This window comes from Bordetella hinzii LMG 13501 (genome assembly GCF_001548475.1).
In the GTDB taxonomy this organism is placed as follows: domain Bacteria; phylum Pseudomonadota; class Gammaproteobacteria; order Burkholderiales; family Burkholderiaceae_B; genus Bordetella; species Bordetella hinzii.
Genome location: NZ_LRUJ01000003.1, coordinates 90,839 through 115,566, shown reverse-complemented (window position 1 = coordinate 115,566; position 24,728 = coordinate 90,839). Strand labels below are relative to the sequence as shown.

The window sequence follows — 24,728 nt, the reverse complement described above, 5'->3', positions numbered from 1 at the left end:
ACCATGAAACACGTGATTTCTGTGCTCATGGAAAACGAGCCCGGCGCGCTCTCGCGCGTGGTTGGCCTGTTTTCCGCGCGCGGCTATAACATCGAAACGCTGACCGTGGCGCCCACCGAGGACGCGACGCTGTCGCGCCTGACCGTGGTCACCGTCGGCTCCGACGAGGTCATCGAACAGATCACCAAGCACCTGAACCGCCTGGTGGATGTGGTCAAGGTGGTCGATCTCACCGAGGGCGCGCACATCGAGCGTGAGCTGATGCTCATCAAGGTGCGCGCGGTCGGCAAAGAGCGTGAAGAAGTCAAGCGGATGGCGGATATTTTCCGCGGCCGCATCATCGACGTTACGGACAAGTCCTACACGATCGAGCTGACCGGAGACCAGGAGAAGGTGCAGGCCTTTATCGAGGCGCTGGACCGCAGCGCCATCCTGGAAACCGTCCGTACCGGCGTTTCCGGCATCGGCCGCGGCGAGCGCATCCTGAAGCTCTGACCGGCATCCGCAGTACCCTACACCCTGAATTCAACGATTTTCAAAAATAAGCATCTGGAGCAACCATGAAAGTTTTCTACGACAAAGACTGCGATCTCTCCCTCGTCAAAGGCAAGACCGTCGCCATCATCGGCTACGGTTCGCAAGGCCATGCCCACGCCCTGAACCTGCATGACTCCGGCGTGAAGGTCGTGGTCGGCCTGCGCAAGGGCGGCGCCTCCTGGAACAAGGCCGCCAACGCCGGCCTGGAAGTCGCCGAAGTGGCCGAAGCCGTCAAGCGCGCCGACGTCGTGATGATGCTGCTGCCCGACGAGAACATCGCCGCGGTCTACCGCAATGAAGTGCACGCCAACATCAAGCCCGGCGCCGCGCTGGCCTTCGCCCACGGCTTCAACGTGCACTACGGCCAGGTCGTGCCGCGCGAAGACATCGACGTCATCATGGTCGCCCCCAAGGCGCCCGGCCACACCGTGCGCTCGACCTACTCGCAAGGCGGCGGCGTGCCCCACCTGGTGGCCGTCTACCAAGACAAGTCGGGCGCTGCCCGTGACGTGGCCCTGTCGTACGCCAGCGCCAACGGCGGCGGCCGCGCCGGCATCATCGAGACCAACTTCCGCGAAGAAACCGAAACCGACCTGTTCGGCGAACAGGCCGTGCTGTGCGGCGGCACCGTGGAGCTGATCAAGGCAGGTTTCGACACCCTCGTCGAAGCCGGCTATGCGCCCGAGATGGCCTACTTCGAGTGCCTGCATGAGCTCAAGCTCATCGTCGACCTGATCTACGAAGGCGGCATCGCCAACATGAACTACTCCATCTCGAACAACGCCGAGTTCGGCGAGTACGAGACCGGCCCGAAGGTCGTGACGGAGGAAACCCGCAAGGCCATGCGCCAGTGCCTGACCGACATCCAGACCGGCGAGTACGCCAAGCGCTTCATCCTGGAAAACGCCGCCGGCGCGCCGACCCTGACCTCGCGCCGCCGCATCAACGCGGAATCGCAGATCGAAGTGGTGGGCGCCAAGCTGCGCGCCATGATGCCCTGGATCGCCGCCAACAAGCTGGTGGACAAGTCCAAGAACTGATCGCCCCGGTTCGGCAAGACAGGCCGCCTTCGGGCGGCCTTTTTGCATCCCGGGGGCGCCCGGCGGCGGCAAGCCGGCCTCGGGGGCGGGCAGCCCGCTTTGCCTCAAGCAGGGCCAGATGAGTTAACCTTTCACCTTACAAAGCTTGCGGAAGTACCCATACGCCATGCCCAATTTCAACATGCGCGATTCCGAGAATCGTCATCGCAGCATCTACCTGCTGCCCAATGCTTTTACAACGGCGGCCCTGTTCGCGGGTTTTTATGCCGTGGTGCAGGCCATGAACGACCGGTTCGAGACCGCGGCCATCGCCATTTTCGTGGCCATGGTGCTGGACGGCATGGACGGCCGCGTGGCGCGCCTGACCAATACCCAGTCGGCATTCGGCGAGCAATATGATTCGCTGTCCGACATGACCTCCTTCGGGGTGGCCCCGGCCTTGGTCGCCTACGAGTGGATACTCCAGGATCTCGGCCGCTGGGGCTGGCTGGCGGCCTTTGTCTATGTGGCGGGCGCCGCGCTGCGGCTGGCGCGCTTCAATACCAATATCGCCGTCGTCGACAAGCGTTTCTTCCAGGGCCTGCCCAGTCCGGCCGCCGCCGCGCTGGTGGCCGGTTTTGTCTGGCTGGCCATCGACAACAAACTGCCCATCCATGACAGCATCATGGCCTGGGTGGCCTTTGGCCTGACGACCTACGCCGGCGTGGCCATGGTGTCGAACGCGCCGTTTTTCAGCGGCAAGAGTTTCGCGCTGGGCCGCAGCGTGCCCTTCTGGGGCATCCTGGTGGTCGTGGCCGTCTTCGTCTTCGTGTCCAGCGATCCTCCGGTCGTGCTCTTCGGCCTTTTCGTGCTCTACGGGTTTTCGGGCTGGGTGATCATGGCCTGGCGCTGGAGCCGGGCGCGCAAGCTGCAGCAAGAGCGCCGCGGCCAGTAAGCCGTCCATGAAAAAGGCCGCCCCTGGGGCGGCCTTGTCGTTGGGGCGCCTACCACCAGCCGCGGTCGCGCTCTTCGTACATGGGGTCCGGCCCGGGATGGAAGCGGGTGACCTGCTGGCCGTCGCGACCCATGTAGACATACATCAGCGAATTCCAGACATTGGATTCCCGATAGCGGTAGGCCCAGACGATCTGGCGCACGCTGGGCAGACCGGCCTCGCGGATCTCCGCCGGCGGGCCGAATTCGCAGCGCACGCGCTCGGCCGACCAGACGCCTTCGCCCAGGCGCTTGAAATGGGCGTCGGTCAGCAGGGCTTCGACTTGTTCGACCCGTCCGTCGGTGGTCAGGTTGGTGCCCCAGGCGAACTGGCCCATGGGCTGTTGTGTCCAGATCACCCGCTGGCGCCCGTCGGGCAGCTGGCAATGGAAGTTGGGTTGGCCGTATTGGCTCACCACGCTGGCGTAGGGCGAGCCGGGGGGGACCTGGGTCATGGGCGCGCAGGCGGCCAGGGTGGCGGCCGCGGCGCCCGCGGCCAAGGCACGCGCCAGAGTATGCAGGCGGGACATGGGTATTCTCCTGAACGGGGACCGGCCCCGATTTTGCCTTCTCCCGGCGCAGGCCGGGCAGGGCGCTGCGATCCATTTTAGCGAATCGGCTATAATCCCTCGCGATCCGCATCTTCCATGCATGGAAAGCCATGGGATGCGTGGTCGGGCGAGGCGCCTCGAAACGCATCGCCGTATCGATGATAAAGAAGTGTTTTTTCAACCCACGTCCGGGCACCTCGGCCCTGACGCATGTCCGTAGAGGTCAATAATGTCTGTTGCTGACATCAAAAAAGCCGAAATCGTTTCGCAGTTCCAACGCGCGCAAGGCGATACCGGTTCCCCCGAAGTCCAGGTGGCTCTGCTCACCGCCCGCATCAACGAACTGACCGGTCACTTCAAGGAACACGCGAAGGACCACCACTCGCGCCGCGGTCTGCTGCGCATGGTCAGCCGTCGTCGCAAACTGCTCGACTATCTCAAGGGCCGCAATCCCGATTCGTACCGCGCTCTGATCGAAAAACTCGGTCTGCGCAAGTGATCGACGGGGCTGGCTCCCCATGACGCAACCGTGGTCGCTGCGACGCTGTCGCGACGGCCACGGTTTTTCATTTGCAAGGAACCATCGTCATGTTCAATAAAGTGACCAAGACCTTCCAATACGGCCAGCACACGGTCGTACTGGAAACCGGCGAGATCGCTCGCCAGGCCTCCGGCGCTGTGCTTGTGTCCGTTGAGGACACCGTCGTGCTGGCCACGGTCGTCGCCGCCAAGAAGGCCAAGCCTGGCCAGGACTTCTTCCCGCTGACCGTCGACTACATCGAAAAAACCTACGCGGCCGGCCGCATCCCCGGCGGCTTCTTCAAGCGTGAAGGCAAGCCCTCCGAAAAGGAAACGCTGACCTCCCGCCTGATCGACCGCCCGCTGCGTCCGCTGTTCCCCGAAGGCTTCTACAACGAAGTCCAGGTGGTCATCCACACGCTGTCGGTCAATCCGGAAATCGATCCCGACATCCCCGCCATGATCGGCGCCTCGGCCGCGCTGGCCATCTCGGGCATCCCGTTCAACGGCCCCATCGGCGCGGCCCGCGTGGGCTATATCGATGGCCAGTACGTCATCAATCCCACCGCTTCGCAGCTCAAGACCTCCAAGATGGACCTGGTGGTCGCCGGCACGGAAAACGCCGTGCTCATGGTGGAATCCGAAGCCCAGCAGCTGTCCGAAGACATCATGCTCGGCGGCGTGGTGTTCGGCCATGAACAGATGCAGGCCGCCATCAACGCCATCCATGACCTGGTGCGCGACGCCGGCAAGCCCGAGTGGACCTGGGCGCCCGCGCCCAAGAACGAGGCCCTGATCAGCGCGGTGACCGCCGCCGCCCAGGAAGGCCTGAACGCCGCCTACCAGATCCGCGAAAAGCAGGCCCGCACGGCCAAGCTGCGCGAAGTCTACGCCGAAGTGTCGGCCAAGCTGGCCGAGCAGGCCGCCGCCGCCGGCCAGGAAGCGCCCGATGGCGTGACCGTCGACAACATCCTGTTCGACCTGGAAGCCCGCCTGGTGCGCAGCCAGATCCTGAACGGCGAGCCCCGCATCGACGGCCGCGACACCCGCACCGTGCGTCCGATCAGCATCCGCCTGGGCGTGCTGCCGCGCGCCCACGGCAGCGCCCTGTTCACCCGCGGTGAAACGCAGGCGCTGGTGGTGGCCACGCTGGGCACCAAGCAGGATGAGCAAATCATCGACGCCCTGATGGGCGAGTACCGCGACCGCTTCATGCTGCACTACAACATGCCTCCGTTCGCCACCGGTGAAACCGGCCGCATCGGTGTGCCCAAGCGGCGTGAAATCGGCCACGGCCGCCTGGCCAAGCGTTCGCTGGTGTCGGTGCTGCCCAAGCCCGAGGATTTCCAGTACACCATCCGCATCGTCTCGGAAATCACCGAGTCCAACGGCTCGTCGTCCATGGCTTCGGTCTGCGGCGGTTCGCTGGCCATGATGGACGCCGGCGTCCCGACCACGGATCACGTCGCGGGCGTGGCCATGGGCCTGATCCTCGAGAACGGCAAGTTCGCCGTGCTGACCGACATCCTGGGTGACGAAGACCACCTGGGCGACATGGACTTCAAGGTCGCGGGCACCGAGAACGGCATCACCGCGCTGCAGATGGACATCAAGATCCAGGGCATCACCAAGGAAATCATGCAGGTCGCGCTGGCCCAGGCCCGCGAAGGCCGTCTGCATATCCTCGGCAAGATGCGCGAGTCCCTGGACGGTTCGCGCACCGAGCTGTCGGCCTTCGCGCCGCGCATGCTGACCATCAAGATCAACCCCGAGAAGATCCGTGACGTGATCGGCAAGGGCGGCGCCACCATCCGCGCGCTGACCGAAGAGACCGGCACGCAGATCGACATCTCCGATGACGGCACCATCGTGATCGCCAGCGTGGACGAGGCCCAGGCCAAGGAAGCGCAGCGCCGCATCGTCGAACTGACCGCCGACGTCGAAGTCGGCCAGATCTACGATGGCTCCGTGCTGCGCCTGCTGGATTTCGGCGCCATCGTGCAAGTGCTGCCGGGCCGCGACGGCCTGCTGCACATCTCGGAAATCGCCAACTACCGCATCGCCAACATCAACGATGTGCTGAAGGTCGGCCAGCAGGTCCGCGTCAAGGTCATCGAGGCCGACGACAAGGGTCGCCTGCGCCTGTCGATCAAGGCCATCGGCGGCATCGAGCAGCAGCAACAGCCTGCCGCCGAAGCAGCGGCCCAGTCCGAGCCGCAGGCCGAGTAATCGGTTTGCCCCGGCAGAAAAGCGGCGCCTTCGGGCGCCGCTTTTCTTTTCTTTGCAAAAAAGCGGGAACATCCCGGCTTGCGGGCGGAATCAAATCCGGTAAAGTCTTGGCAGTTCCGCGGGCGGCGGATGACGGCAGAGGACTGGCGAATCGGGCATGAGAGGATGGCGGCTGGCCGCGACGATACTGGCAACAGGCTGGGGCCTGGCGGGCTGCGTGGCGCCTGCCGCGACCTCATCGTCGGCGCGGGTGCCGCACAGCGAGCCCATGTCGGCCGACCAGCTGGCCCAGACCGACTTCAACCGCACCGTCACCCTCGAAGTCCGCGATAATTTCAACAGCTTGTATTCCTTGCTGGACAAGCTCTACCGGCGCAATCCGCGCGAGTGGCGCAAGTCCGGGGTGGCTGACCAGGCGGCCGCCGTGGCCTACGTCAAGCGCCTGGTCGACGAGCGCCGCGCGCCGGCGGGGCTGGCGGGCCTGCGCGATATCCAGGTGCTGGCCGTGGCGCTGGACCCCAACTACCAGGGCGACCGGGTGGCCGCCTTCATCTACGGCATGGCCGACACCCTGCTGGCCGCGCATAACGACAAGACCCGTTTCTATGTTTCCGATGTGCTGGACGGCCAGCGCATCTTCAATGCCGCGCGCAATGTCGAGGCGGCCGCCTGGCTGCTGTCCTCGCGCCGCAACCCCCAGGGCGAGCCGCTGCTGCTGGCCAATGAAATGTCCTCCACCGCCACGAACCTGAGCTTTGAGCGCGAGTTTGGCGCCATCATCGGCAGGCTGGACCTGATCGCCAATCTGCTGGGCGAAAACTCCCGCCGCGTCGGGATCAATTACGCCCAGGGCCTGATGTTCTTCAATTTCCTGCCGGTGCGCTGAAGCGGCTGGGGCCTGGGTCAGCCTGCGCCGCCGGCGCGGTCCGCCGCGACGGCTTCGACCTCCACTTTGAATCCGTAATGCAGGGTCCGGGTCGGCACCACCGCGCGGGCGGGGCGAGCCGGGCCCAGCCATTCGGCATATACGCGGTCGAAAGCCGGCCAGTTCTCGATGTCATCGAGATAGACCCGCACATGAAGCAGGCGGTCAATGTCGCAGCCGGCCGATGCCAGCGCGGCGGCCACGTTGGCCAGGGCCTGTCGGGCCTGCTGCTCGAAAGGCGCATCGGCCAGCCGCTTGCCCTCGGGCGTGATCGGAAGCTGGCCTGAGATGAATACCAGGCCGCCGCCAGTCTTGAAATGGCTGTAGTGGCCAGCCGGCGTTGCCAGCGCGGCGGGGCGGCGCCCCGTGTCCTGCGGTTCACCAGCCATGGAAGCGGCTCCAGGTTTGCAGCGCGCCGTCTTCGGCAAGCGCGTGATATTCGGGAAACTGCGCACCAGTCGCGCAGGCGTGATTGGGCAGGATACGCAGCCGCGTGCCGATCGGGAAGCGGGCCTCGATCTCGAGGTCGGGCGTCGCGGCGCAAGCCAGAATACCGTGTTCCTGGTTGGCGCCGATGAGCAGATAGCCGGGGAGGGGACGGCCCGCCTCGTCACACACCTGTCCGTAGCCGAAGTCCTCCTGCTGGCGCGCGGTTCCCCTGTCGCGGCTCATGGCCATCCATCCGGCATCGACAATGGCCCAGCCTTTGTCGCGCTGGTGGCCGATGACTGTGGTGAGCACGCTCAAGGCAATGTCCGCCTGCGCGCACACGCCGATGTTGTGCATCACGAGGTCGAAGAAGACATATACGCCGGCCCGCAGTTCGGTCACGCCGGAAAGATCCCCGGCCGCCAATGCCGTGGGCGTCGAGCCCACGCTGACCACGGGGCAGGGCAGGCCCTGGGCCCGCAGACGCTCGGCGGCCCGCACGCAGCCGGCGCGCTCTTGTTCGGCGAGCGCGGCCAGCGCCTCGGGCGTATTGAGCTCGTAGCTGGAGCCGGCGTGCGTCAATACGCCATGCAGGTTCATGCCCGCCTGCTGCAACACCTCGCCCACGGCGAGCAGTTCCGGCGCGTCCGGCTTGATGCCGGAGCGATGGCCATCGGTGTCGATTTCGATGAGCACATCGAAGGCCTCGCCATGCTGGCGGCCATAGCTGGCCAGCGCCCGCGCGCCCTCCACGCTGTCCGTGATGAGCTTGAGCTGGCAGCCGCGCCGGCGCAGGGCCAGCGCTTGCGGCAAACGATGGGGAGCAATGCCGACGGCATAGAGAATGTCGGTGATGCCCGCGGCGAGGAACTGCTCGGCTTCCTTGAGCGTGGAGACGGTGATGCCGCGCGCGCCCGCCGCCCATTGTGCCTTGGCGACCTGGATGCACTTGCTGGTCTTGACATGGGGACGCAGGCTCACGCCCAAGGCATCGGCCTTGGCCTGCATGCGCCCGATGTTGCGCTGCATCTGCGGCACGGAAATCAATGCGGCCGGGGTATCAAGGCTTGCCAGGGAAGACGGCGCCGTTGCGGCCATGGGAGAGGAGGAGGTTTGCATCGTGATTCAGTTCAGAGATTCGCCCTTGGCCTTGAGCGCGGGCACATCGTTGCGCAGGCCATGTTCGATAAGCTTGGAAACCGCCGCGGGTGTGACGCCGTCGGGTTGAGGCAAGAGCACGCCCAGCGCTTCCATCTGTGCGCGCAGCGGACCGTCCGCCATGGCGGCGCGCAATGCCGCGGTCAGGCGCTGCAGCACCGCCTCGGGCGTGCCTCGCGGCGCAAACAGCGCGTTCCAGGAGCGTGCATCCAGGGGGAAACCTGCTTCGGTGGCCGTGCCGACCTGGGGCAGCTGCGCGAGCCTGCTGGAGGCGAGCACGGCCACGGCCTTGATCCGTCCTCCCGCGATCTGGGGCAAGGCCGTGATGGTCTGATCGCACATGAAGTCGGTTTGTCCGCCCATCAAGTCATTGATGGCGGGAGCCACGCCGCGATACGGGATATGGGTAGGATTCTGCTGGATGGCCGACAGCAGCAGGACGCAGCCATAGTGCGAGATCGAGCCCACGCCTGCGCTGCCGTAAGAAGCATTGGCATGATGATCGCGCAGCCAGGCGACGAATTCGGGCAGGTTGTTCGCGGGCAGGTCGGCCCGCGCGAGCAGCAACATGGGCGCGGAGCCGGCCGGGCCGATAGGCGCGAAGTCCGCGACCGGATCGTAGGGCGGTTTTTTGTATAGCGCCACGTTGGCGACGTGAGTCCCGATGCCGCCGAAGGCGATGGTGTAGCCGTCGGGCGCCGCCTTGAGCAATTTGTTCAGGCCTATCACGCCGTTGGCGCCGCCTAGATTTTCGATCACGACGGGCTGCTCCAGCTGCACCGACATTTTCTGGGCGATGCCCCGGGCCAGGGCATCGCTGGGGCCGCCGGCGGGAAAGGGCACGATCAAGGTCACGGGGCGCGCGGGAAACGCCCCGTCAGGAGGCGCAGCGGATTGAGCCGCCGCGCCGGCCGCCAGGCCGCTCAAACAGATGGCCAGCAGACGCCGCCAGGGGGAAGGACAAGACATTGGTTTACCCCATCGATGAGAATCATGCGTGGAAATCGGCGCTCAGGCGGCGGGCGCGCTGAACCCGCGCAGCCAGGCAAGCGCTGGCTGCAGGTCGGGGGCCTCGCGTTCGGGCGAGGGTGCGCCGGCCGGCAAGGCCAGGCCGACGCGGTTATGCCAGAACGTCCGTAAACCCACGGCGGCCGTTCCGAACATGTCGTAGCCGGATCCCGCGACGAACGCCGCCTCGCCGGCCTGCACGTCCAGGCGTTGCAGGGCAAGGCGGTAGGGTCGGGGGTCGGGTTTGTAGTAGCCGGCCTCTTCGGAGGTGACGACCGCGTCCCACGCGATACCCAGCAGCGATGCCGCCTGGCTGCCCAGGCGCTGCGAGCAGTTGGTCACGACCGCCAGCTTGCAATGGGGCTTGAGGGCTTGCAGCAGCTCGCGCGCGCCGGACCAGGCGGGCAGTTGGGCCCAATTCGCCTCCAGCGCCGCCGGGGCGGTGTCGGGCAGGCCGACCGCGGCGGCCGCGTCCCTCACCAGTTGTTCATACGGCAGGTAGGCACCGCAACCATAAGTCAGCTTCAGATACTCGGCCCGCCATGCGCGGCCCTGTTCTTCCGAACCCGCGGCGGCGTTCCAGACAGTCCATGAATCAAGCAGCGCGGTGAGCAGGTCGAACAGGACAGCTTTGGGGTAGGCGTCGGTCATGGGAGTTCCTTGGGGGCCGCGAGCGCGGCCGGGGACAGGATCGTGAGTTGCATGGCGGCATTATGTTCGTGAAGCGTGTAGTCATGGTTAAATATTGGAGAATCAATCGTTAAGCTAAATTAAATGATCCAGATTGATGACCTGCGCTTGGCGGCGACCCTGCTGCGCGAACCGTCACTGAGCGCCGCAGCTCGCGCGCTGGACGTGACGCCGCCGGCGCTATCGACGCGGCTGCGCAAACTGGAGGGCGAGCTCGGCCTGGCCTTGGCCAAGCGCGATGCCCGCAACCTGTCCCTGACGCCCGAGGGCGAGCGTTTTGGCCGCGAAGCGCAGGAACTGCTGTCCAGGATCGACGGGCTGTGCGAGTCGCTGCACCGTGACGACCAGCGCTTGAACGGGACGTTGCGGGTGGCCGCGCCTTTTGGTTATGGGCGGCAACGCATCGCGCCGCTGCTGGCGCGGTTCGCGCGCCGGCATCCCTATCTGCGGGTCCAGCTCGAGCTGCGCGAGACGCCATGGCCCGACCGGCGCGATGTCGATGCGGTGATTCATATCGGCGGGGTCCGTGACTCTTCCTGGGTCGCGCGCGAGGTGGCGCCCAACGAGCGCTGGCTGTGCGCCAGCCCCGCCTATCTGGAGGCGCATGGCGTGCCTCGGACGCCGCGCGATCTCGCCGGCCACGCCTGCATCTGCATCCGCGAAAACGACGAGGACGTGACGCTCTGGCATCTCCGCCCGGCGGGCCAGCCGGGCAGGCGCCGGGGAGAATCGGTGCGCGTCACGCCCGCCTACGTGACCAATGATGGCGGCGTGGCGCGGCTGTGGGCCGAGGCCGGAATGGGGCTGGTGCTGCGTTCCGAATGGGATGCGGCCGAAGCCGTGGCCCAGGGCACGCTGGTGCGTGTCCTTGCCGATTGGCGGTTCGACAGCGCGCCGGTGGTCCTGCTGGTGCCGGTACGCAAGGGCCGCAGCGCCCGGGTGCGGGCGTTCTCGGAGTTCCTGATGCAGGAGCTGGGCGCCCAACGCTAGGCACCTGGTCCGGCGCGGCCGGCTGTTGCGCCGGGCGGCTTTCAGTGGCAATGTCCCTTACCGCCGGCGCCAATTACCGCTACAGTGATCCGCCGGGCTCCATGCCGCCTTGGCGCAGGCCTTCGCGCAACTCCCTTGACACCAGAAATCCCATGATCGATTTTGCCGCCATCCAAGCCGCCCGCGACAACCTGCGCGGGCAGGTGCAAAAGACCCCGTTCACGCTGTCGCGCACGCTGTCGGACATCCTGGGCGCCGAAGTCTGGCTCAAATTCGAGAACCTGCAGTTCACGGCCTCCTTCAAGGAGCGCGGCGCGCTCAACCGCATGCTGACGCTTTCGCCCGAAGAACGCGCCAAGGGCGTCATCGCGGTGTCGGCCGGCAACCATGCCCAGGGAGTGGCCTACCACGCCCAGCGCATGCAGGTGCCCGCCGTCATCGTCATGCCGCGGTTCACGCCCACCGTCAAGGTTGCCAACACCAAGCGCTTCGGCGCCGAGGTGGTGCTGGCCGGCGATACTTTCGACGACGCCAAGGCGCACGGCTTCGAACTCGCCCAGGCGCGCGGTCTGACCATGATCCACCCTTACGATGACGAGGCCGTCATCGCGGGGCAGGGCACCATAGGCATCGAGATGCTCGAAGACCAGCCGGACCTGGACGCCATCGTCATCGCCATCGGCGGGGGCGGCTTGATCTCCGGCGTGGCGACGGCGGCTAAGGCCATCAAGCCCGGCATCGAGATCATCGGCGTGCAGACCGAGCGCTTCCCGTCGATGTATGCGGCGGTGCGCGGGGTGTCCATGGACAGCGGGCACTACACCATCGCCGAGGGCATCGCGGTCAAGTCGCCCGGCACGCTTACCCAGGAGATCGTCAGCCGGCTGGTCGATCGCATCGAGCTGGTCGGCGAAGCCGACATCGAGCACGCCATCGTCGTCCTGCTGGAGATCGAGAAAACCGTGGTCGAAGGCGCGGGCGCGGCCGGCCTGGCCGCCTTGCTACTGGACAAGGCGCGCGGCGCCGATCATTTCAAGGGCAAGCGCGTCGGCCTGGTGCTCACCGGCGGCAATATCGATCCCCTGATGCTGGGCGAACTGATCGAGCGCGGCATGGTGCGGGCCGGGCGGCTGGCCCGCATACGGGTGGACCTGCGCGACCTGCCCGGCGCCCTGGCCCAGGCCACCCGCCTGATCGCCGACGCCCACGCCAATATCACCGAAGTCCATCACCAGCGGGCGTTCACGGCCCTGCCGGTGCGCAATGTCGAGGTGGATTTTGTGTTGCAGACCCGCGGGCCCGAGCATATCGAGGAGGTCATCGGCATCCTCAACGACGCGGGCTTTGCCGCCAGCAATCACGATCACTGAACCAGGCTTTTGACCCGGTAGAGGCGCTCGCGGTGCAGGATGGCGGCCAGCGGCTCGGCATCGCGGCCCAGCGCCACGTAGTCCTGGGGCACCGGCGTCAGCGCATCGAGCACGGCCTGCGGATGTTGCGCGTGCCAGCGCGCGATCAGGGTGTCGGGATTGAAGGCATCCAGCCCCTGGCGGCGCAGTTCCGAGCGATTGAAATCCTTCAGATTCCAGGTGGCGACCTGCACCACCGGCGGCACTTGCAGCCCGCAGCGCGCGCGACGCGCCAGTCCGGCCGCGATGACATGGAAATCCTTGGGGTCGCTATAGCGCAGCCCAGCCTCGTAGGGCTCGATATCGTGTTCCAGGGCTTGCGGGAACTGCGCATTCATCTCCGCCCATTGTTCGGCCAGAAAGGCCGGCGGCACCTCCCACAGGCGCGCCGCATTGCGCCGCCATTCCTGGCCGATGCGCTCCGTCCAGACCGGCTGGTAGACCTGCGCCGCGGCCAGGCGCAGCATCAGCCTGCGCACGATGTTGGACATGAGGACGCAGGCGTCGAGAACGATATAGGGGGCGGGCTGGGACAAGATCGATGGCAACGGGCAGGGCGCCGGCGCTGGGGGCAGAAACGGGGGCAGTATAGCGCTGGCCGGACGGGTCTTCGCTGCCGCGTCCGATATGGCGGGTATCCGCGAGACTGGACGCGGCTTTTCGGCAAGCATGCCCGTCTTGATGAAGGAGTGCCTATGACGCCGGAGCAACGCGCCGCATTGCGGGACTGGGTGCAGATTGTTGCCGCTGTGGCGGTCCCGCTGGTGGTGGCCGTGCTGGGCTGGCTGTTCCAGACATCCTGGAAGGAGCGTGAGATCGGGCGCGACTACGTCAAGCTGGCCGCGGATATCCTGGCCGCCAAGGACGTCCCGCCCGCTTTGTGCGATTGGGCCAGCGAGATCATCCGGGCGACCTCGCCCATCCCGTTTGTCGTCGCCGACCCGAGCCGCTTGGAGAGTCCATCGAAACTCTCCCTGAACGGTGCCGAACCGCTGGTCGAGCCGCTCAGGCGCGCGTTCGAGACCCCGCCCCGGCCTTGAACCTGGCCACCACTCGGCCAGACGCCGGATGCGGCAGAGGGATCCAAGCCACGGCGAATATGCCAGCGGCAACGCCTCGGCCCACAGGGGCGCGCGGGCGCGCAGCCCGGGCTGGCGCTGGCCGCACACCGATGTGCGCTTTATCTTGTAGATCGAAAACCCCGGTTGCCGCGCATCCTGGCGTCGGGATCTCGCAAGGCACCCTGCACGGCAGGACGGTACGGGGAGCGGAGCACCCGGCGCAACGGAACCCTCGTCCGCGGAGCCGGCCGGCGTGCAAAGTGCGGGGCTTTCATGTGGTGCACCCACCCGGAATCGAACCGGGACGCCTTGCGGCGAGGGATTTTAAGTCCCTTGCGTCTACCAATTTCGCCATGGGTGCGGCAGCGCATGTGGCGGAAGCGGTGGGATTCGAACCCACGAAGGGTATAAGCCCTTGCCGGTTTTCAAGACCGGTGCCTTCAACCGCTCGGCCACGCTTCCTTGATTTGGCGACGCGCGAGGCGCCAGGAAACCCTGATGCCCGCCGGGGCGTGGCGCAGGTTTTCCGCAAAGGGCGTCATAATAATCCATTTGCTCAACGAAGGACGGAGACAAGTCATGCGCGCAGTAGAAATCAGCCATCCTGGTGGTCCCGAGGTCCTGGTGCCCGCCCAGCGCCCGACGCCCGAACCGGGGCCGGGCGAGGTCCTGATCAAGGTGACGGCGGCGGGCATCAACCGTCCGGATGTGTTCCAGCGCCAGGGCAATTACGCGCCGCCTCCGGGAGCGTCCGATCTGCCGGGCCTGGAAGTGGCCGGTGAGATTGTCGCCGGCGATGCCGCGGCGGGCGGTTTCAAGGTGGGCGACAAGGTCTGCGCCCTGGTGGCCGGCGGCGGCTACGCCGAGTATTGCGTCGCGCCGGCTTTGCAATGCCTGCCCATCCCCAAGGGCCTGTCGGATATCGAGGCGGCCGGGCTGCCCGAGACCTATTTCACGGTCTGGAGCAATGTGTTCGACCGCGGGGCCTTGTCGGCCGGCGAAAGCCTGCTGGTGCATGGCGGCGCAAGCGGCATCGGCACCACGGCCATCCAGATCGCGCGCGCGCTGGGCCACACGGTGTTCGCCACGGTGGGCAGCGATGACCGCGTTGCCGCCGTCGAGCGCCTGGGCGCCAAGGGCATCAATTACAAGACGCAGGATTTTGTCCAGGAAATCAAGACCTTGACCGGCGGCAAGGGGGTCGATGTGGTGCTGGACATGGTGGCCGGCGAGTACGTGGGCCGGGACCTGAGCTGCCTGGCCGACGATGGCCGTATCGTCATCATCGCCCAGCTGGGCGGAGCGAAGGCGACCATCAATACGGCCGAACTCATGCGGCGCCGCCTGACGGTGACGGGTTCCACCCTGCGTCCGCGTCCGGTGGAGTTCAAGGGCGCGATCGCCCGTTCGCTGCGCGAAAAGGTCTGGCCTTTGCTGGAGCAAGGCGCCATCAAGCCCATCATCCACGCCACGCTGCCGCTCGAGGAAGCCGCCCGCGGGCACGCCATGATGGAAGCGGGCGAGCAGATCGGGAAAATCATCCTGACCGTGTAACACGGACGGGGCGGCGAAAACCGCCCCAACACGATACAATCATGGGTTTGACCGGGGGCGAGGGTTAGCCGCGCCCCGCTTTCTCGCCGGATAGGCCGTAATGGCTGACGCCTGGCGGGCGCCGGGCGGGCCGCTTTTGGCTTGCCGGCTCTGCCTTCTGTGAACAGCCTCCAACCCATTGAGCGCATGACCGAAAACGCCGCCACTCGCCGTACCCGCCTGGTGCTGGGCAACTGGAAGATGCATGGCAGCCTGGCCGAGAACGCCAGCCTGCTCGCCGCCCTGCGCGCCGCCGACCCTGCCTCGCACTGCGAGATCGGCGTCTGCGTGCCGTTTCCCTATCTGGCCCAGGCCAGCGCCGAGTTGTCGGGCAGCGCCATCGGCTGGGGCGCCCAGGATGTCAGCGCGCAGGCCAAGGGCGCGTTCACCGGCGAGGTCTCGGCCGCCATGCTGAAGGAGTTCGGCTGCCGTTGGGCGCTGGCCGGCCATTCGGAGCGCCGCAGCCTGCATGGCGAGACCGACCAGCAGGTGGCGGACAAGGCGCGCGCCGCCCTGGCAGCGGGCCTGGTGCCGGTGGTGTGCGTGGGCGAGTCGCTGGCCGAGCGCGAAGCGGGCCAGACGCTGGCCATCATCGAGCGCCAGTTGGCGCCGGTGCTGGCGCTGGGCCGCGAGGCCGTCGCGGGCATGGTGCTGGCCTATGAGCCGGTCTGGGCCATCGGGACCGGCCTGTCGGCCACGCCCGAGCAGGCCCAGGAGGTCCACGCCGCCATCCGCGCGGCCCTGGTCAAGCTGGGCGCCGGCCAGGTCCAGGTGTTGTATGGCGGCAGCGTCAAGGCCGCCAATGCCGCCAGTCTTTTTGCCATGGCCGATATCGATGGCGCGCTGGTCGGCGGCGCGTCCCTGGTGGCCGAAGAATTCTTGCGCATCGCCGCAAACTAAAGTTTCCGTCCGGAGTCTGTAATGTCTTTGATGCTTACCATCCTGCTGGCCGTCCAGGTGATCTCGGCGCTGGCTATCATCGTCCTGGTGCTGTTGCAGCAGGGCAAGGGCGCCGATATGGGGTCCTCCTTCGGTTCCGGTTCCGCGGGCAGCCTGTTTGGCGCCTCGGGGGCCGCGAACTTCCTGTCGCGCAGCACCAAGTGGGCGGCGGTGGTCTTTTTCGCCACGACGGCTGGCCTGGCCTATGTCTCGCACAAGGGCAATAGCGGTCCGGCCATCGACAGCGGCGTGATGCAGAACTTCCAGGACCGCTCGGTGCCCCAGGCGCCGGGCACGCCGGCCACCGGCGGCGCCGCTTCGGTGCCGCAGGCTCCGGCCGCGCCCTCGACCGTGCCCAGCGCGCCGGCCGAAGTGCCGCAGGCCCCGGCCGCCCCGGAAAACAAGCCCGCCGAAAGCAAGTAACCGGCTGGCTGGACCCAAACGGCGCCTTCAAAAGGCGCCGTTTTTATTGGGCCCTGCGCTCAGCCGAAACGCGCCGGCGCCACTTCGCGCAGCCAGCGCCGGTAGACGGTCTCGGTGCGCTCGGCCAGGCGGCGCAACGAGAACCTGTCTTCGTGGCGCACCAGGCATTTGCCGGCACGGCCCATGCTGCGGCGCAATTGGGGGTCGTCGATCAGGCGCCGCAGCGCGGCGCGCAAGGCCTCGATGTCGTCGGGCGGCACCAGCATGCCGGTCTCCCCGTCGCGCAGCATTTCGCTCACGCCGCCGACATCCAGGCCGACGACCGGCAGGCCGCAGGCGGCCGCCTCGACGAAGACGGTGCCCGAGGCTTCCTTGCGGGTGGGCAGGGCGAAGATGTCGCTGCCCGCCATGATATTGGGCACGTCGTCACGAAAGCCCAGCATGTGGATGCGCGTCTGCAGGCCAAGCTCGGCGATGAGGGCTTGCAGGGTCTCGAACATGGGCGAGCCGCTGCCGACGATGAGCAGATGCAGGCGCGCGTCGGCCCGCATCAGCGGGTCCAGGGCTCGGATGAGCTCGCGGTGCCCCTTGCTTGCGCGCAGGACGGCCACGCTGCAGATTACGATGTCCTCGTCGGACAGGCCCAGCTCGTTGCGCAGGCCGGATTGCAGATCGGGCGGCGGCAGTTTGATCGGTGAATAAATCGTCTCCACGCGCGCGGCCGGCACGCCGCGCTCGATCAGGTAATCGCGCACATGATTGCTGACCGTGCTGATGCGATGGGGAACCCAGGTATAGGCCAGCATGGAATTGACCCGGTTGCTCAGATGCCGGGTGCGCACCACCAGCGGCGTGCGCGCGAGCCGCGCGCCCAGGCCCGCGAGCAGGGTATCGATGCGGCTGTGGGTGTTCAGGACGTCGAACCGGCCGTCCTTGAGGATGCGCCGGATCCGGGGCAGGCCGCGGATGAGGTTGGCCATCCCTCCCATGCGCAGCTGATGTACGGTGAAGCCGAGTTCGGCCGCCCGGGCTGCCATCCGGGCCTGGGGCTGGCAGAGCAGTTCGACATGGTGGCCACGCTCGCGCATGGCGGTCATTTCCTTGAGGATGCGCCGTTCCTGGCCGCCCAGGCCGGTGGCGGCTTCGGCATGAAGAATGCGCAAGGACGGGGCGGGAGCGGACATCGGGGCAGGCAGCGGGCCGCAGGGGAAGCGGCCGGGAAGTGGGGCAACCCCCAACCTTACTTTTTATTCGGACCGGGATTTGCGATGGAAAACTGTTTTCCATGGCTGCAAAACGTTGCTCCCCTAGGGAAGGCCTCGGCTCTGAAATCGCCCGAAACATTTTCGCTTTTGAGAGGACCTGTGATCCTTGGTTGTTTACTGTCTTCAAGCTGAAAATGCTGATATGATTGAGAATAGTTCTTATTTGTAAAATGGGCTGTCGTGTCAGGCAGCCGCAGTCGCAGGGATGTGAAATGCCGCAATACAAAGGGATGCGCCGCTGGTTGGCCGGCGCCATGCTGGCGATGGCGCCGGTGCTTGGCCAGGCGGCCGAGGTCAAGCATGCGCAAGGCAGCACGCAGGTGCCCGGCCAGCCGGCCAAGACCGTGGTGATGGACATGGCGGTGCTCGACACGCTGCACACCCTGGGTGTCGAGATGGCGGGCGTGCCGGCGGCGGTGAAGTGGCCCGACCATCTGGCCCAGTACGCCGACAAGCGCTATGCCAAGGTCGGCTCGATGTTCGAACCCGATTACGAGGCGATCCACCGCCTGGCGCCCCAGGTGATTTTCGTGGCGGGGCGCTCGGCGCCCAAGTATGGCGAGCTGTCGCGCCTGGCTCCGACCGTGGACCTGACCGTTGATCCCAAGGACCTGGTGGGCAGCGTGGAACGCAATGCCCGCTTGGTGGCGGACATCTACGGACGCCAGGCCGAAGCGGAAGCGAAGATCGCGGCCTTGAAAACCTCGATTGCGGCTTTGCAGGCGCGCGCGGGCAAGGCGGGCACCGGTCTCATCATCCTGACCACGGGCGGCAAGATGAGCGCCTATGGCCCGGGGTCGCGTTTCGGCGTCATCCATGACGCCTTCGGCCTGGCGCCCGCCGCGCGTGATCTCAAGGTGTCCAATCATGGGCAGGCCATGTCCTTCGAGCTCATCTCGCAGCTCGACCCGGATTGGCTTTTCGTCATCGACCGTGATGCCGCCATTGGGCGCGAGGGGACGTCGGCCCGCCAACTGCTGGACAACGCGCTGATGCGGCAAACCAAGGCCTGGAAGAGCCAGCACGTGGTCTATCTGAACGCCTTCAACTGGTATTCGCTGGGCGCGGCCGGCTTGACGTCGCTGCAGCAGAGCGTGCAAGAGGTCGACGCGGCGCTGGCGAAGTAATCATGGGGGTGTCCGCGCCGCGCCGCGCGCCCTGGGCCGCCCGTTCGGGCCTGGCCGCCGCTTGTGTGCTCTTGATTGCCTTATGCCTGGTCAGTATCGGCCTGGGCGCGGGGCAGTTCTCCTACGCGGAGCTGCTGGTAGGCGACAAGGCCGAACGGGCCTGGCAACTGCTCATGATCAGCCGCGTGCCGCGCACGCTGGCGCTGCTGCTGGCGGGCATGTCGCTGGCCGTGGCCGGCCTGCTCATGCAGATGCTGGTGCGCAACCGCTATGTCGAGCCTTCGACGGCCGGCACCATCGAGTCGGCCACGCTGGGCATATTGGTGGTGACCTTGCTGGCGCCGGGCGCGCCCGTCCTGGCAAAGATGCTGACGGCCACCGGCTTCGGCCTGGCCGGCAGCCTGCTGTTTCTCGCCCTGCTGCGCCGCGTGCCCTTGCGCAGCCCCTTCCTCGTGCCCTTGATCGGCCTGATCCTGGGCGGGATCATTCACGCCGTGACCACGTACCTGGCCTTGCAGCATGATTTGCTGCAGTCGCTGCACGCCTGGACCACAGGGGATTTTTCGGGCGTGCTGCGCGGGCGCTACGAGCTGCTGTGGATAGGCGCCGCGTTGGCCGGCGCGGCCTACCTGGCCGCCGACCGTTACACCGTGGCCGGCATGGGCAAGGCCTTCGCCTCCAATCTCGGGTTGAACTATGCCCGCCTGACGTTCGTGGGCCTGCTGATCGTCTCGGCCATCTCGGCCGTGGTGGTGGTGACAGCGGGCGGCATTCCCTTCCTGGGTCTTATCGTGCCCAATGCGGTCAGCCTCGTCATGGGCGACAACATGCGCCGCGCCATCCCCTGGGTGGCGCTGCTGGGAGGGGGTTTCGTGCTGGCCTGTGACATCCTGGGCCGGTTGCTGCTGTACCCCTACGAGGTGCCCATCGGCACCGTGGTCGGCGTGGTGGGCGGTGCGCTCTTTCTGTGGCTGCTGTTGCGCCGAAGGGGGCGTCTTGGCTAAGCCTGGGGTCGGACCGGCCGCGCGCCTGTCCGTGCTGGCCGCGCTGGCGCTGGCCTGCTGTGCTGCCTATATGACGCTGGATGCGCGGGGCCAGTGGTCTTTTGTCATCCCCTTCCGGGGCGGCAAGCTCCTGGCCATGCTGCTGGTGGCCTATTGCGTGGCCCTGTCGTCGGTACTGTTCCAGACCATCACGCACAATCGCATCCTCACGCCGTCCATCATGGGCTTTGATGCGCTCTATGTCGCCATCCAGGCCGCGATTGTCTATGGCTTCGGGCTGGCGGCGCTCAATGCCCAGGAGCCGGCCTGGCAGTTCCTGCTGGAGGCGGGCGCCATGGCCGGCTTTGCCTGTCTGCTGTTCCGCTGGCTGTTTACGGGGGCCGCGCAAAGCCTGCATCTGATGATGCTGGTGGGCATTGTCTTCGGGCTGTTGTTCCGCAGCCTGTCCAGCTTCGCCATCCGGCTGATCGACCCCAACGAATTCCTGGTCCTGCAGGACCGCATGTTCGCCAGCTTCAATAGCGTGCGCACCAGCCTGCTACCCCTGGCCGCCGCGGCGGCCTTGCTGGTGAGCCTGGGCTTCTGGCGCATGCGCCGCCGGTATGACGTGGTGGCGCTGGGCCGCGACATTGCGCTCAGCCTGGGCGTGAACTACCGCGCCACGCTGCTGGCCACCTTGGCCGGCGTCGCAGTGCTGGTGGCGGTCGCGACGGCGCTGGTGGGCCCGGTGACGTTTCTGGGCTTGCTGGTCAGCAACCTGGCCTACCAGAGCATGGCGAGCGACCGCCATGCGCGGACTGTGCCGGCCGCCATCCTCTGGGGCGTGATATTCCTGGTGGGCGGACAGACCGTGCTCGAGCGTGTCCTGGGCCTGGGCGCCACGGTGAGCGTGGTCATCGAATTCGCGGGCGGCCTGCTGTTTTTGTTCCTCATCCTGCGCAAGGGGCGCCGATGATAGAAATCCAATCGCTCAGCAAGCGCTACGATCAGACCGTGGTGGTCGACGATGTCAGCCTGTCCTTGCCGGTGGCGGGCATCACCGCCATCGTGGGGCCCAATGGCGCGGGCAAATCCACGCTGCTGTCCATGGTCAGCCGCCTGCTGCCCATGTCGGCCGGCCAGGTGTTGATCGACGGCCTGGACATCACGCGCACCGACAGCCGCGAGCTGGCGCGGCGCCTGGCCATCCTGCGCCAGGACAACCATCTGCCGCTGCGGCTGACCGTGCGCGACCTGGTGGCTTTCGGGCGTTACCCGCATACGGGCGGGCGGCTGACGGCGGACGACAAGGCGCATGTCGACCGCGCCATCGCCTATCTGGAGCTGGGGCCGCTGGCCGATCGCTTTCTGGACGAGATGTCGGGCGGGCAGCGCCAACGCGCTTTCGTCGCCATGGTCTTATGCCAGGATACCCGCTATGTGCTGCTCGACGAGCCCCTGAACAACCTGGACATGAAGCATGCCGTGGCGATGATGCGCATCCTGCGGCGCGCCGCCGATGAGCTGGGCAAGACGGTGGTCATCGTGCTGCACGACTTGAATTTCGCCTCGGCGTATGCCGATCACATCGTCGCCATGCGCCAGGGGAGGGTCGCGCACCAGGGGCCGCCACCGGCCATCATCCGCGCCGAGATCCTGAGCGAGCTGTACGCCCTGCCCATCGCCGTGCACGAGATCGGCGGGCAGCGCATCTGCGTCTATTATCGTTAGCAGGCCCGCCGGGCCGGCGGTATCGGCCTGTCGTCATTGTCATGTTCTGTAAACCCGCAGGCCGGCGGGCAGGCTACAGTGCGCCGTCCCCTCTCTTCATAGGTGCTCTCGTGCGACGCATGCTCCTGGTGCTCACCTGCTTGGCATTGCCCGGCCTGGGCCTTGCCGCCACGCTGCCTTCCGCCATCGGCGCGGTCACGGTCTACCAAGACCGCGCCGTCGTGACGCGCCAGGCCAGCATCGACCTCGCCGCGGGCGAGCACGAGCTGGTGTTCGAGCGGCTGCCCGCCACCTTGCAGGACAACTCTCTGCAAGTCTTGGCCAAGAGCACCGGCCAGGCTGCGCTGCTCGACGTCAAGACCGGCACGGCCTTCCAGGCCGAGAGCAGCAATGAGCGCGTCCAGGCCGTCGAGGCGCAGATCCGCCAGCTGGAGGCCCGCCTGGGCGGGCTGGACGACGAAGCCGCTGTGCTGGAGAACCAGCGGGAATGGGTCGCCCTCATGCAGCGCGGCGCCGCCGAGCCCGCGCGCGAAGGCTCGCGCCTGACGCTGGAGCAGCTCAATGCCATCCAGGCCGCCAGCGCCGAGACCCTGGCGCGCGCGCTCAGCGGCCTGCGGCGCATCGCCGCCGAGCGCGAACACGGGCAGCGCGAACGGGAGGCCTTGCAGGCCAGCCTGCAGCAATTGCGCGGCGACATGAGCCGGCGCAGCAAGACCGTCACGCTGCGCGTCAAGCTCGCCCGCGCGGGCAAGCTCGACGTGGCGCTCTCCTATGCGGTGGCGGGCGCGCGCTGGACGCCGGCCTATGACGCCCGGCTGCGCCCGGCCGACGGCGCCGTGGACCTGGCATATTTCGGTGTCGTCCGGCAGAGCACCGGCGAGGACTGGAAGAACGTCAAGCTCACCTTGTCCACGGCCCGGCCCTCCCTGGGCGGCGCCGCCCCCACGCAACCCCCCTGGATCCTGGATGTGGCCGGGCCGCCGGCCGCGCCCGCCATGCGCTATGAGGCCAGGTCGGCGCCCGCCGTGGCGATGGAGCGCGGCGGCGGCGCGGCCGCCGATGCCGTCGACGTGCCGGTGGCCGCCGTGCAGCACGCGGCGACCAGCGCCTCCTTCCTGATTGACAGCCCCGTCACCTTGCCCGCGGACAATACGGCCCAGCGCGTGGCGATCACCGTGGCCCGCCTGCCCGCAGCCCTGCAATACCAGGCGGTGCCGGCGCTGCGCGAAGCCGCGTTTCTGACGGCCAACGCCAGCAACGACACGGCCTATCCCTTGCTGGCCGGCCCGCTGAACAGTTTCCTGGACGATGCCTTCATTGCCGCCAGCACCATCAAGACTGTGATGCCCGGCGAGACACTGGAACTCGCCATGGGCGCCGACGAGGGAATCGCCGTCAAGCGCGCGCTGGTCAACCGCCTGACCGAAAACACGGGATTCTCCGGCAGTGGCCGGCGCGTCACCTACGAGTACAAGATCCGTGCCAAGAACAACAAGGCCGCGCCCGTGCAATTAGCCCTCTCCGACCGGTTGCCGGTCTCGCGCAACGAAAAAATCGTCGTCAAGCTGATAGCGCCGGCAGACGCAGACAAAGGCGAGGAGGGCAAGCTGGGCTGGAACTGGACGCTGGCGCCTGGGCAGTCGCGCGAAACGGTCTTGAAGTTTTCGATCGATTATCCGGGCGATATGGAGGTCTCGGGCCTCTGATCCGGGCGCCTACGCTCAGGCCGCGGCCGTGGGGACTTCGGCCAGCGCGGCGTGGATGCGTCGCGCGCAGTCCTGCAGCGCGGCCAGCAGCGGGGTCCGGTCCCGACTGGCCAGCGCGGGCTGCCGGGACACCAAGCCCAGCGAGGCCACGATATGGCGCTCGGGTTCGGTAAAGGGCAGGGCCAGGCCGGCCAGGCCCGGGTCCAGTGCGCCCTCCGTATAGGCATAGCCCTGGCGGCGCAACTGCTTGACCTCGGCCAGCAGCGCCTCCCAGGGCATATCGGCGGCTTCGGCGCCGGATTCTTCATGCAGCTTGCGTAGCTGCGCGCGGGGCAGGGCGGCCAAGATGCACAAGGACATGGCCCCGCGGAACATGGGCATGCGCCGCCCGCGCCCGAAGCTCATGCGGGCCGGCTCCGCGCCCAACTCGTGGTGCACGGTGATGATGCGCGCGCCGCAAATGGTGGCCAGCACGGCGTCCATGCCGGTCTGCGCCGCAAGGGCGGCCATGGGCGCCGCCGCGCCGATGATGAGCGGGTCTCCGGTACGGATGTGGTAGTCCAGCTCGGTGGCCGCGGGGCCGAGCACGAAAGTGGCGCCTACGTCGCGGCGCAGCAGGCCGCAGGCCACGAGTTCACGGACATAGCGATAGACCGTCGGGATGCTGTAGTCCATGGCGCTGGCGATGGCGTCGGCGGTCCAGGCCGCCCGCGGGCTCTTGAACAAATCCAGGATGGCGATCATGCGGGCGAGACTGGTTTCGGCCATGGGTCAATAGCGAAGAAATTGTCGAATTATCACTATAAGATAATTGACGTATTTTTGCAGGCCCGCTACTATAAATCGCTGATTTATCAAATGGCGATAAAACAATGAAACTCTCAGGTGGGGAAGAAGACCCCGGGTTGGCCTTCAGCCATATGGGTTTTTACGTGCATGACTTGGCCGGCATGGCGCGTTTCTACCAGCGGGCCCTGCGTTTCACCGTGACCGACGAGGGCACGATGGGGGCGGCGCGATTGGTATTCCTGAGCCGCGATCCGGCCGAACATCATCAGATCGTGCTGGTGTCGGGCAGGCCCGAGCCGCTGGCCTTCAATGTGATCAACCAAGTGTCTTTCCGCGTGCCGGACCTGCCGGCCTTGCGGCATTTTCATGCCCGCTTGCTGGCGGCCGGGGCGACCGACATGCAGGCCGTGACCCACGGCAACTCGGTGTCTTTCTATTGCCGCGACCCGGAGGGCAACCGGCTGGAGGTCTTCATGGACACCCCCTGGTATTGCGAGCAGCCCCTGCGCCAGCCCTTGGACCTGGCCTTGGATGACGCTGCCATCCTGGCGCAGGCCGAGCGCATCGCGCGCGGTCGGCCTGGTTTCACGCCGCGTGACGAATGGCTGCAAGCCATGCGTCTGCGCATGCGCGCCGACCGGCGCGCGCCCTGAT

26 protein-coding genes and 2 tRNA genes are annotated in these 24,728 nt (G+C 66.8%); 18 read left to right on the top strand and 10 right to left on the bottom strand.

Annotation, left to right across the window (positions count from 1 at the left end; translation table 11 throughout):
* Positions 1–3 precede the first annotated feature (3 nt).
* The 3 genes from ilvN to pssA all read left to right on the top strand — a co-directional run bounded on the left by ilvN (position 4) and on the right by pssA (position 2,511).
* Positions 4–495, top strand: coding sequence for an acetolactate synthase small subunit (gene ilvN, locus AXA74_RS03125; protein ID WP_029579087.1), 492 nt, complete (start codon positions 4–6; stop codon positions 493–495).
* A 65-nt stretch (positions 496–560) separates the two neighbouring features.
* A complete protein-coding gene (gene ilvC, locus AXA74_RS03120) occupies positions 561–1,577 on the top strand; it encodes a ketol-acid reductoisomerase (protein WP_029579088.1) in 1,017 nt (338 codons plus the stop codon).
* Between the two features lie 166 nt (positions 1,578–1,743).
* A complete protein-coding gene (gene pssA, locus AXA74_RS03115; RefSeq protein WP_029579089.1) occupies positions 1,744–2,511 on the top strand; it encodes a CDP-diacylglycerol--serine O-phosphatidyltransferase in 768 nt (255 codons plus the stop codon).
* Positions 2,512–2,560: 49 nt separating this feature from the next.
* Here the strand turns inward: pssA and AXA74_RS03110 are convergent, their stop codons facing one another.
* Positions 2,561–3,079 carry a hypothetical protein gene (locus AXA74_RS03110; RefSeq protein WP_029579090.1) on the bottom strand — a complete coding sequence of 173 codons (519 nt, stop codon included), beginning with the start codon at positions 3,077–3,079 and terminating at the stop codon, positions 2,561–2,563.
* A 250-nt stretch (positions 3,080–3,329) separates the two neighbouring features.
* On the opposite strand from AXA74_RS03110, the gene rpsO reads away from it, so the two are divergent.
* The 3 genes from rpsO to AXA74_RS03095 all read left to right on the top strand — a co-directional run bounded on the left by rpsO (position 3,330) and on the right by AXA74_RS03095 (position 6,734).
* Positions 3,330–3,599 (top strand): 30S ribosomal protein S15, encoded by a 270-nt coding sequence (gene rpsO / locus AXA74_RS03105; protein ID WP_012418311.1) that lies wholly within the window; start codon positions 3,330–3,332, stop codon positions 3,597–3,599.
* Between the two features lie 89 nt (positions 3,600–3,688).
* Positions 3,689–5,848 carry a polyribonucleotide nucleotidyltransferase gene (gene pnp, locus AXA74_RS03100; protein ID WP_029579091.1) on the top strand — a complete coding sequence of 720 codons (2,160 nt, stop codon included), beginning with the start codon at positions 3,689–3,691 and terminating at the stop codon, positions 5,846–5,848.
* A gap of 157 nt (positions 5,849–6,005) precedes the next feature.
* Positions 6,006–6,734 (top strand): hypothetical protein, encoded by a 729-nt coding sequence (locus AXA74_RS03095; protein WP_029579092.1) that lies wholly within the window; start codon positions 6,006–6,008, stop codon positions 6,732–6,734.
* Positions 6,735–6,751: 17 nt separating this feature from the next.
* Here AXA74_RS03095 and AXA74_RS03090 read toward each other — a convergent pair whose 3' ends face one another.
* The 4 genes from AXA74_RS03090 to AXA74_RS03075 form a co-directional block, all read right to left on the bottom strand.
* Entirely contained in the window at positions 6,752–7,162 is a 411-nt protein-coding gene (locus AXA74_RS03090) for a RidA family protein (RefSeq protein ID WP_029579093.1), read from the bottom strand.
* Positions 7,152–8,300: a DSD1 family PLP-dependent enzyme gene (locus AXA74_RS03085; RefSeq protein ID WP_029579094.1), complete on the bottom strand. Its 1,149-nt coding sequence runs from the start codon at positions 8,298–8,300 to the stop codon at positions 7,152–7,154. Before AXA74_RS03085 ends, AXA74_RS03090 begins: the two co-directional genes overlap by 11 nt.
* Positions 8,301–8,327: 27 nt before the next feature.
* Complete coding sequence (locus tag AXA74_RS03080; RefSeq protein WP_230584599.1) at positions 8,328–9,215, bottom strand: tripartite tricarboxylate transporter substrate-binding protein; 888 nt, start codon at positions 9,213–9,215, stop codon at positions 8,328–8,330.
* A gap of 156 nt (positions 9,216–9,371) precedes the next feature.
* The gene (locus AXA74_RS03075) at positions 9,372–10,019 is read right to left on the bottom strand and encodes an HAD family hydrolase (protein ID WP_032954905.1); all 648 of its coding nucleotides are present in this window, start codon (positions 10,017–10,019) and stop codon (positions 9,372–9,374) included.
* 123 nt (positions 10,020–10,142) lie between these two features.
* On the opposite strand from AXA74_RS03075, the gene AXA74_RS03070 reads away from it, so the two are divergent.
* Positions 10,143–11,048, top strand: a complete 906-nt coding sequence (locus tag AXA74_RS03070) for a LysR family transcriptional regulator (RefSeq protein WP_032954906.1) — start codon at positions 10,143–10,145, stop codon at positions 11,046–11,048.
* Between the two features lie 152 nt (positions 11,049–11,200).
* A complete protein-coding gene (locus tag AXA74_RS03065; RefSeq protein WP_029579099.1) occupies positions 11,201–12,418 on the top strand; it encodes a threonine ammonia-lyase in 1,218 nt (405 codons plus the stop codon).
* On the opposite strand, the gene AXA74_RS03060 is transcribed toward AXA74_RS03065, so the two are convergent.
* Positions 12,412–12,948 (bottom strand): PIN domain-containing protein, encoded by a 537-nt coding sequence (locus AXA74_RS03060; RefSeq protein ID WP_032955034.1) that lies wholly within the window; start codon positions 12,946–12,948, stop codon positions 12,412–12,414. The genes AXA74_RS03065 and AXA74_RS03060 overlap by 7 nt on opposite strands.
* Before the next feature lie 204 nt (positions 12,949–13,152).
* Between AXA74_RS03060 and AXA74_RS03055 the strand changes: the two genes are divergently transcribed.
* Positions 13,153–13,497 carry a hypothetical protein gene (locus AXA74_RS03055; protein WP_029579101.1) on the top strand — a complete coding sequence of 115 codons (345 nt, stop codon included), beginning with the start codon at positions 13,153–13,155 and terminating at the stop codon, positions 13,495–13,497.
* A 297-nt stretch (positions 13,498–13,794) separates the two neighbouring features.
* Here AXA74_RS03055 and AXA74_RS03050 read toward each other — a convergent pair.
* A tRNA-Leu gene (locus tag AXA74_RS03050) sits at positions 13,795–13,879 on the bottom strand.
* Between the two features lie 11 nt (positions 13,880–13,890).
* A tRNA-Ser gene (locus AXA74_RS03045) sits at positions 13,891–13,980 on the bottom strand.
* A 117-nt stretch (positions 13,981–14,097) separates the two neighbouring features.
* On the opposite strand from AXA74_RS03045, the gene AXA74_RS03040 reads away from it, so the two are divergent.
* The 3 genes from AXA74_RS03040 to secG all read left to right on the top strand — a co-directional run bounded on the left by AXA74_RS03040 (position 14,098) and on the right by secG (position 16,473).
* On the top strand, positions 14,098–15,072 hold the full coding sequence (locus AXA74_RS03040; protein ID WP_029579102.1) for an NAD(P)H-quinone oxidoreductase: 975 nt from the start codon (positions 14,098–14,100) through the stop codon (positions 15,070–15,072).
* Between the two features lie 186 nt (positions 15,073–15,258).
* Positions 15,259–16,011, top strand: coding sequence for a triose-phosphate isomerase (gene tpiA / locus AXA74_RS03035; protein ID WP_029579103.1), 753 nt, complete (start codon positions 15,259–15,261; stop codon positions 16,009–16,011).
* Positions 16,012–16,032: 21 nt separating this feature from the next.
* Positions 16,033–16,473, top strand: coding sequence for a preprotein translocase subunit SecG (gene secG, locus AXA74_RS03030; RefSeq protein WP_029579104.1), 441 nt, complete (start codon positions 16,033–16,035; stop codon positions 16,471–16,473).
* A 59-nt stretch (positions 16,474–16,532) separates the two neighbouring features.
* Here secG and AXA74_RS03025 read toward each other — a convergent pair whose 3' ends face one another.
* On the bottom strand, positions 16,533–17,657 hold the full coding sequence (locus AXA74_RS03025) for a glycosyltransferase family 4 protein (RefSeq protein WP_032978770.1): 1,125 nt from the start codon (positions 17,655–17,657) through the stop codon (positions 16,533–16,535).
* A 293-nt stretch (positions 17,658–17,950) separates the two neighbouring features.
* On the opposite strand from AXA74_RS03025, the gene AXA74_RS03020 reads away from it, so the two are divergent.
* From AXA74_RS03020 to AXA74_RS03000, 5 genes are all read left to right on the top strand, one after another.
* On the top strand, positions 17,951–18,865 hold the full coding sequence (locus tag AXA74_RS03020) for a siderophore ABC transporter substrate-binding protein (protein ID WP_032978767.1): 915 nt from the start codon (positions 17,951–17,953) through the stop codon (positions 18,863–18,865).
* Between the two features lie 2 nt (positions 18,866–18,867).
* Complete coding sequence (locus AXA74_RS03015) at positions 18,868–19,869, top strand: ABC transporter permease (RefSeq protein ID WP_029579107.1); 1,002 nt, start codon at positions 18,868–18,870, stop codon at positions 19,867–19,869.
* 70 nt (positions 19,870–19,939) lie between these two features.
* Positions 19,940–20,824, top strand: a complete 885-nt coding sequence (locus tag AXA74_RS03010) for an iron chelate uptake ABC transporter family permease subunit (RefSeq protein WP_172899608.1) — start codon at positions 19,940–19,942, stop codon at positions 20,822–20,824.
* A complete protein-coding gene (locus tag AXA74_RS03005; protein WP_029579109.1) occupies positions 20,821–21,579 on the top strand; it encodes an iron ABC transporter ATP-binding protein in 759 nt (252 codons plus the stop codon). Before AXA74_RS03010 ends, AXA74_RS03005 begins: the two co-directional genes overlap by 4 nt.
* A gap of 119 nt (positions 21,580–21,698) precedes the next feature.
* Positions 21,699–23,285, top strand: a complete 1,587-nt coding sequence (locus tag AXA74_RS03000; protein WP_230586953.1) for a mucoidy inhibitor MuiA family protein — start codon at positions 21,699–21,701, stop codon at positions 23,283–23,285.
* 15 nt (positions 23,286–23,300) lie between these two features.
* Here the strand turns inward: AXA74_RS03000 and AXA74_RS02995 are convergent, their stop codons facing one another.
* A complete protein-coding gene (locus AXA74_RS02995) occupies positions 23,301–24,053 on the bottom strand; it encodes an IclR family transcriptional regulator (RefSeq protein ID WP_029579111.1) in 753 nt (250 codons plus the stop codon).
* 104 nt (positions 24,054–24,157) lie between these two features.
* Here AXA74_RS02995 and AXA74_RS02990 point away from each other — a divergent pair, with 104 nt between their 5' ends.
* Positions 24,158–24,727, top strand: coding sequence for a VOC family protein (locus AXA74_RS02990; protein ID WP_032954907.1), 570 nt, complete (start codon positions 24,158–24,160; stop codon positions 24,725–24,727).
* Position 24,728 lies beyond the last annotated feature (1 nt).

Coding starts and splice junctions, on each gene's coding strand:
- ilvN (WP_029579087.1), top strand. CDS start 4: ATGAAACACGTGATTTCTGTGCTCATGGAAAACGAGCCCGGCGCGCTC.
- ilvC (WP_029579088.1), top strand. CDS start 561: ATGAAAGTTTTCTACGACAAAGACTGCGATCTCTCCCTCGTCAAAGGC.
- pssA (WP_029579089.1), top strand. CDS start 1,744: ATGCCCAATTTCAACATGCGCGATTCCGAGAATCGTCATCGCAGCATC.
- AXA74_RS03110 (WP_029579090.1), bottom strand. CDS start 3,079: ATGTCCCGCCTGCATACTCTGGCGCGTGCCTTGGCCGCGGGCGCCGCG.
- rpsO (WP_012418311.1), top strand. CDS start 3,330: ATGTCTGTTGCTGACATCAAAAAAGCCGAAATCGTTTCGCAGTTCCAA.
- pnp (WP_029579091.1), top strand. CDS start 3,689: ATGTTCAATAAAGTGACCAAGACCTTCCAATACGGCCAGCACACGGTC.
- AXA74_RS03095 (WP_029579092.1), top strand. CDS start 6,006: ATGAGAGGATGGCGGCTGGCCGCGACGATACTGGCAACAGGCTGGGGC.
- AXA74_RS03090 (WP_029579093.1), bottom strand. CDS start 7,162: ATGGCTGGTGAACCGCAGGACACGGGGCGCCGCCCCGCCGCGCTGGCA.
- AXA74_RS03085 (WP_029579094.1), bottom strand. CDS start 8,300: ATGGCCGCAACGGCGCCGTCTTCCCTGGCAAGCCTTGATACCCCGGCC.
- AXA74_RS03075 (WP_032954905.1), bottom strand. CDS start 10,019: ATGACCGACGCCTACCCCAAAGCTGTCCTGTTCGACCTGCTCACCGCG.
- AXA74_RS03070 (WP_032954906.1), top strand. CDS start 10,143: ATGATCCAGATTGATGACCTGCGCTTGGCGGCGACCCTGCTGCGCGAA.
- AXA74_RS03065 (WP_029579099.1), top strand. CDS start 11,201: ATGATCGATTTTGCCGCCATCCAAGCCGCCCGCGACAACCTGCGCGGG.
- AXA74_RS03060 (WP_032955034.1), bottom strand. CDS start 12,948: ATGTCCAACATCGTGCGCAGGCTGATGCTGCGCCTGGCCGCGGCGCAG.
- AXA74_RS03055 (WP_029579101.1), top strand. CDS start 13,153: ATGACGCCGGAGCAACGCGCCGCATTGCGGGACTGGGTGCAGATTGTT.
- AXA74_RS03040 (WP_029579102.1), top strand. CDS start 14,098: ATGCGCGCAGTAGAAATCAGCCATCCTGGTGGTCCCGAGGTCCTGGTG.
- tpiA (WP_029579103.1), top strand. CDS start 15,259: ATGACCGAAAACGCCGCCACTCGCCGTACCCGCCTGGTGCTGGGCAAC.
- secG (WP_029579104.1), top strand. CDS start 16,033: ATGTCTTTGATGCTTACCATCCTGCTGGCCGTCCAGGTGATCTCGGCG.
- AXA74_RS03025 (WP_032978770.1), bottom strand. CDS start 17,657: ATGTCCGCTCCCGCCCCGTCCTTGCGCATTCTTCATGCCGAAGCCGCC.
- AXA74_RS03020 (WP_032978767.1), top strand. CDS start 17,951: ATGCCGCAATACAAAGGGATGCGCCGCTGGTTGGCCGGCGCCATGCTG.
- AXA74_RS03015 (WP_029579107.1), top strand. CDS start 18,868: ATGGGGGTGTCCGCGCCGCGCCGCGCGCCCTGGGCCGCCCGTTCGGGC.
- AXA74_RS03010 (WP_172899608.1), top strand. CDS start 19,940: ATGACGCTGGATGCGCGGGGCCAGTGGTCTTTTGTCATCCCCTTCCGG.
- AXA74_RS03005 (WP_029579109.1), top strand. CDS start 20,821: ATGATAGAAATCCAATCGCTCAGCAAGCGCTACGATCAGACCGTGGTG.
- AXA74_RS03000 (WP_230586953.1), top strand. CDS start 21,699: ATGCTCCTGGTGCTCACCTGCTTGGCATTGCCCGGCCTGGGCCTTGCC.
- AXA74_RS02995 (WP_029579111.1), bottom strand. CDS start 24,053: ATGGCCGAAACCAGTCTCGCCCGCATGATCGCCATCCTGGATTTGTTC.
- AXA74_RS02990 (WP_032954907.1), top strand. CDS start 24,158: ATGAAACTCTCAGGTGGGGAAGAAGACCCCGGGTTGGCCTTCAGCCAT.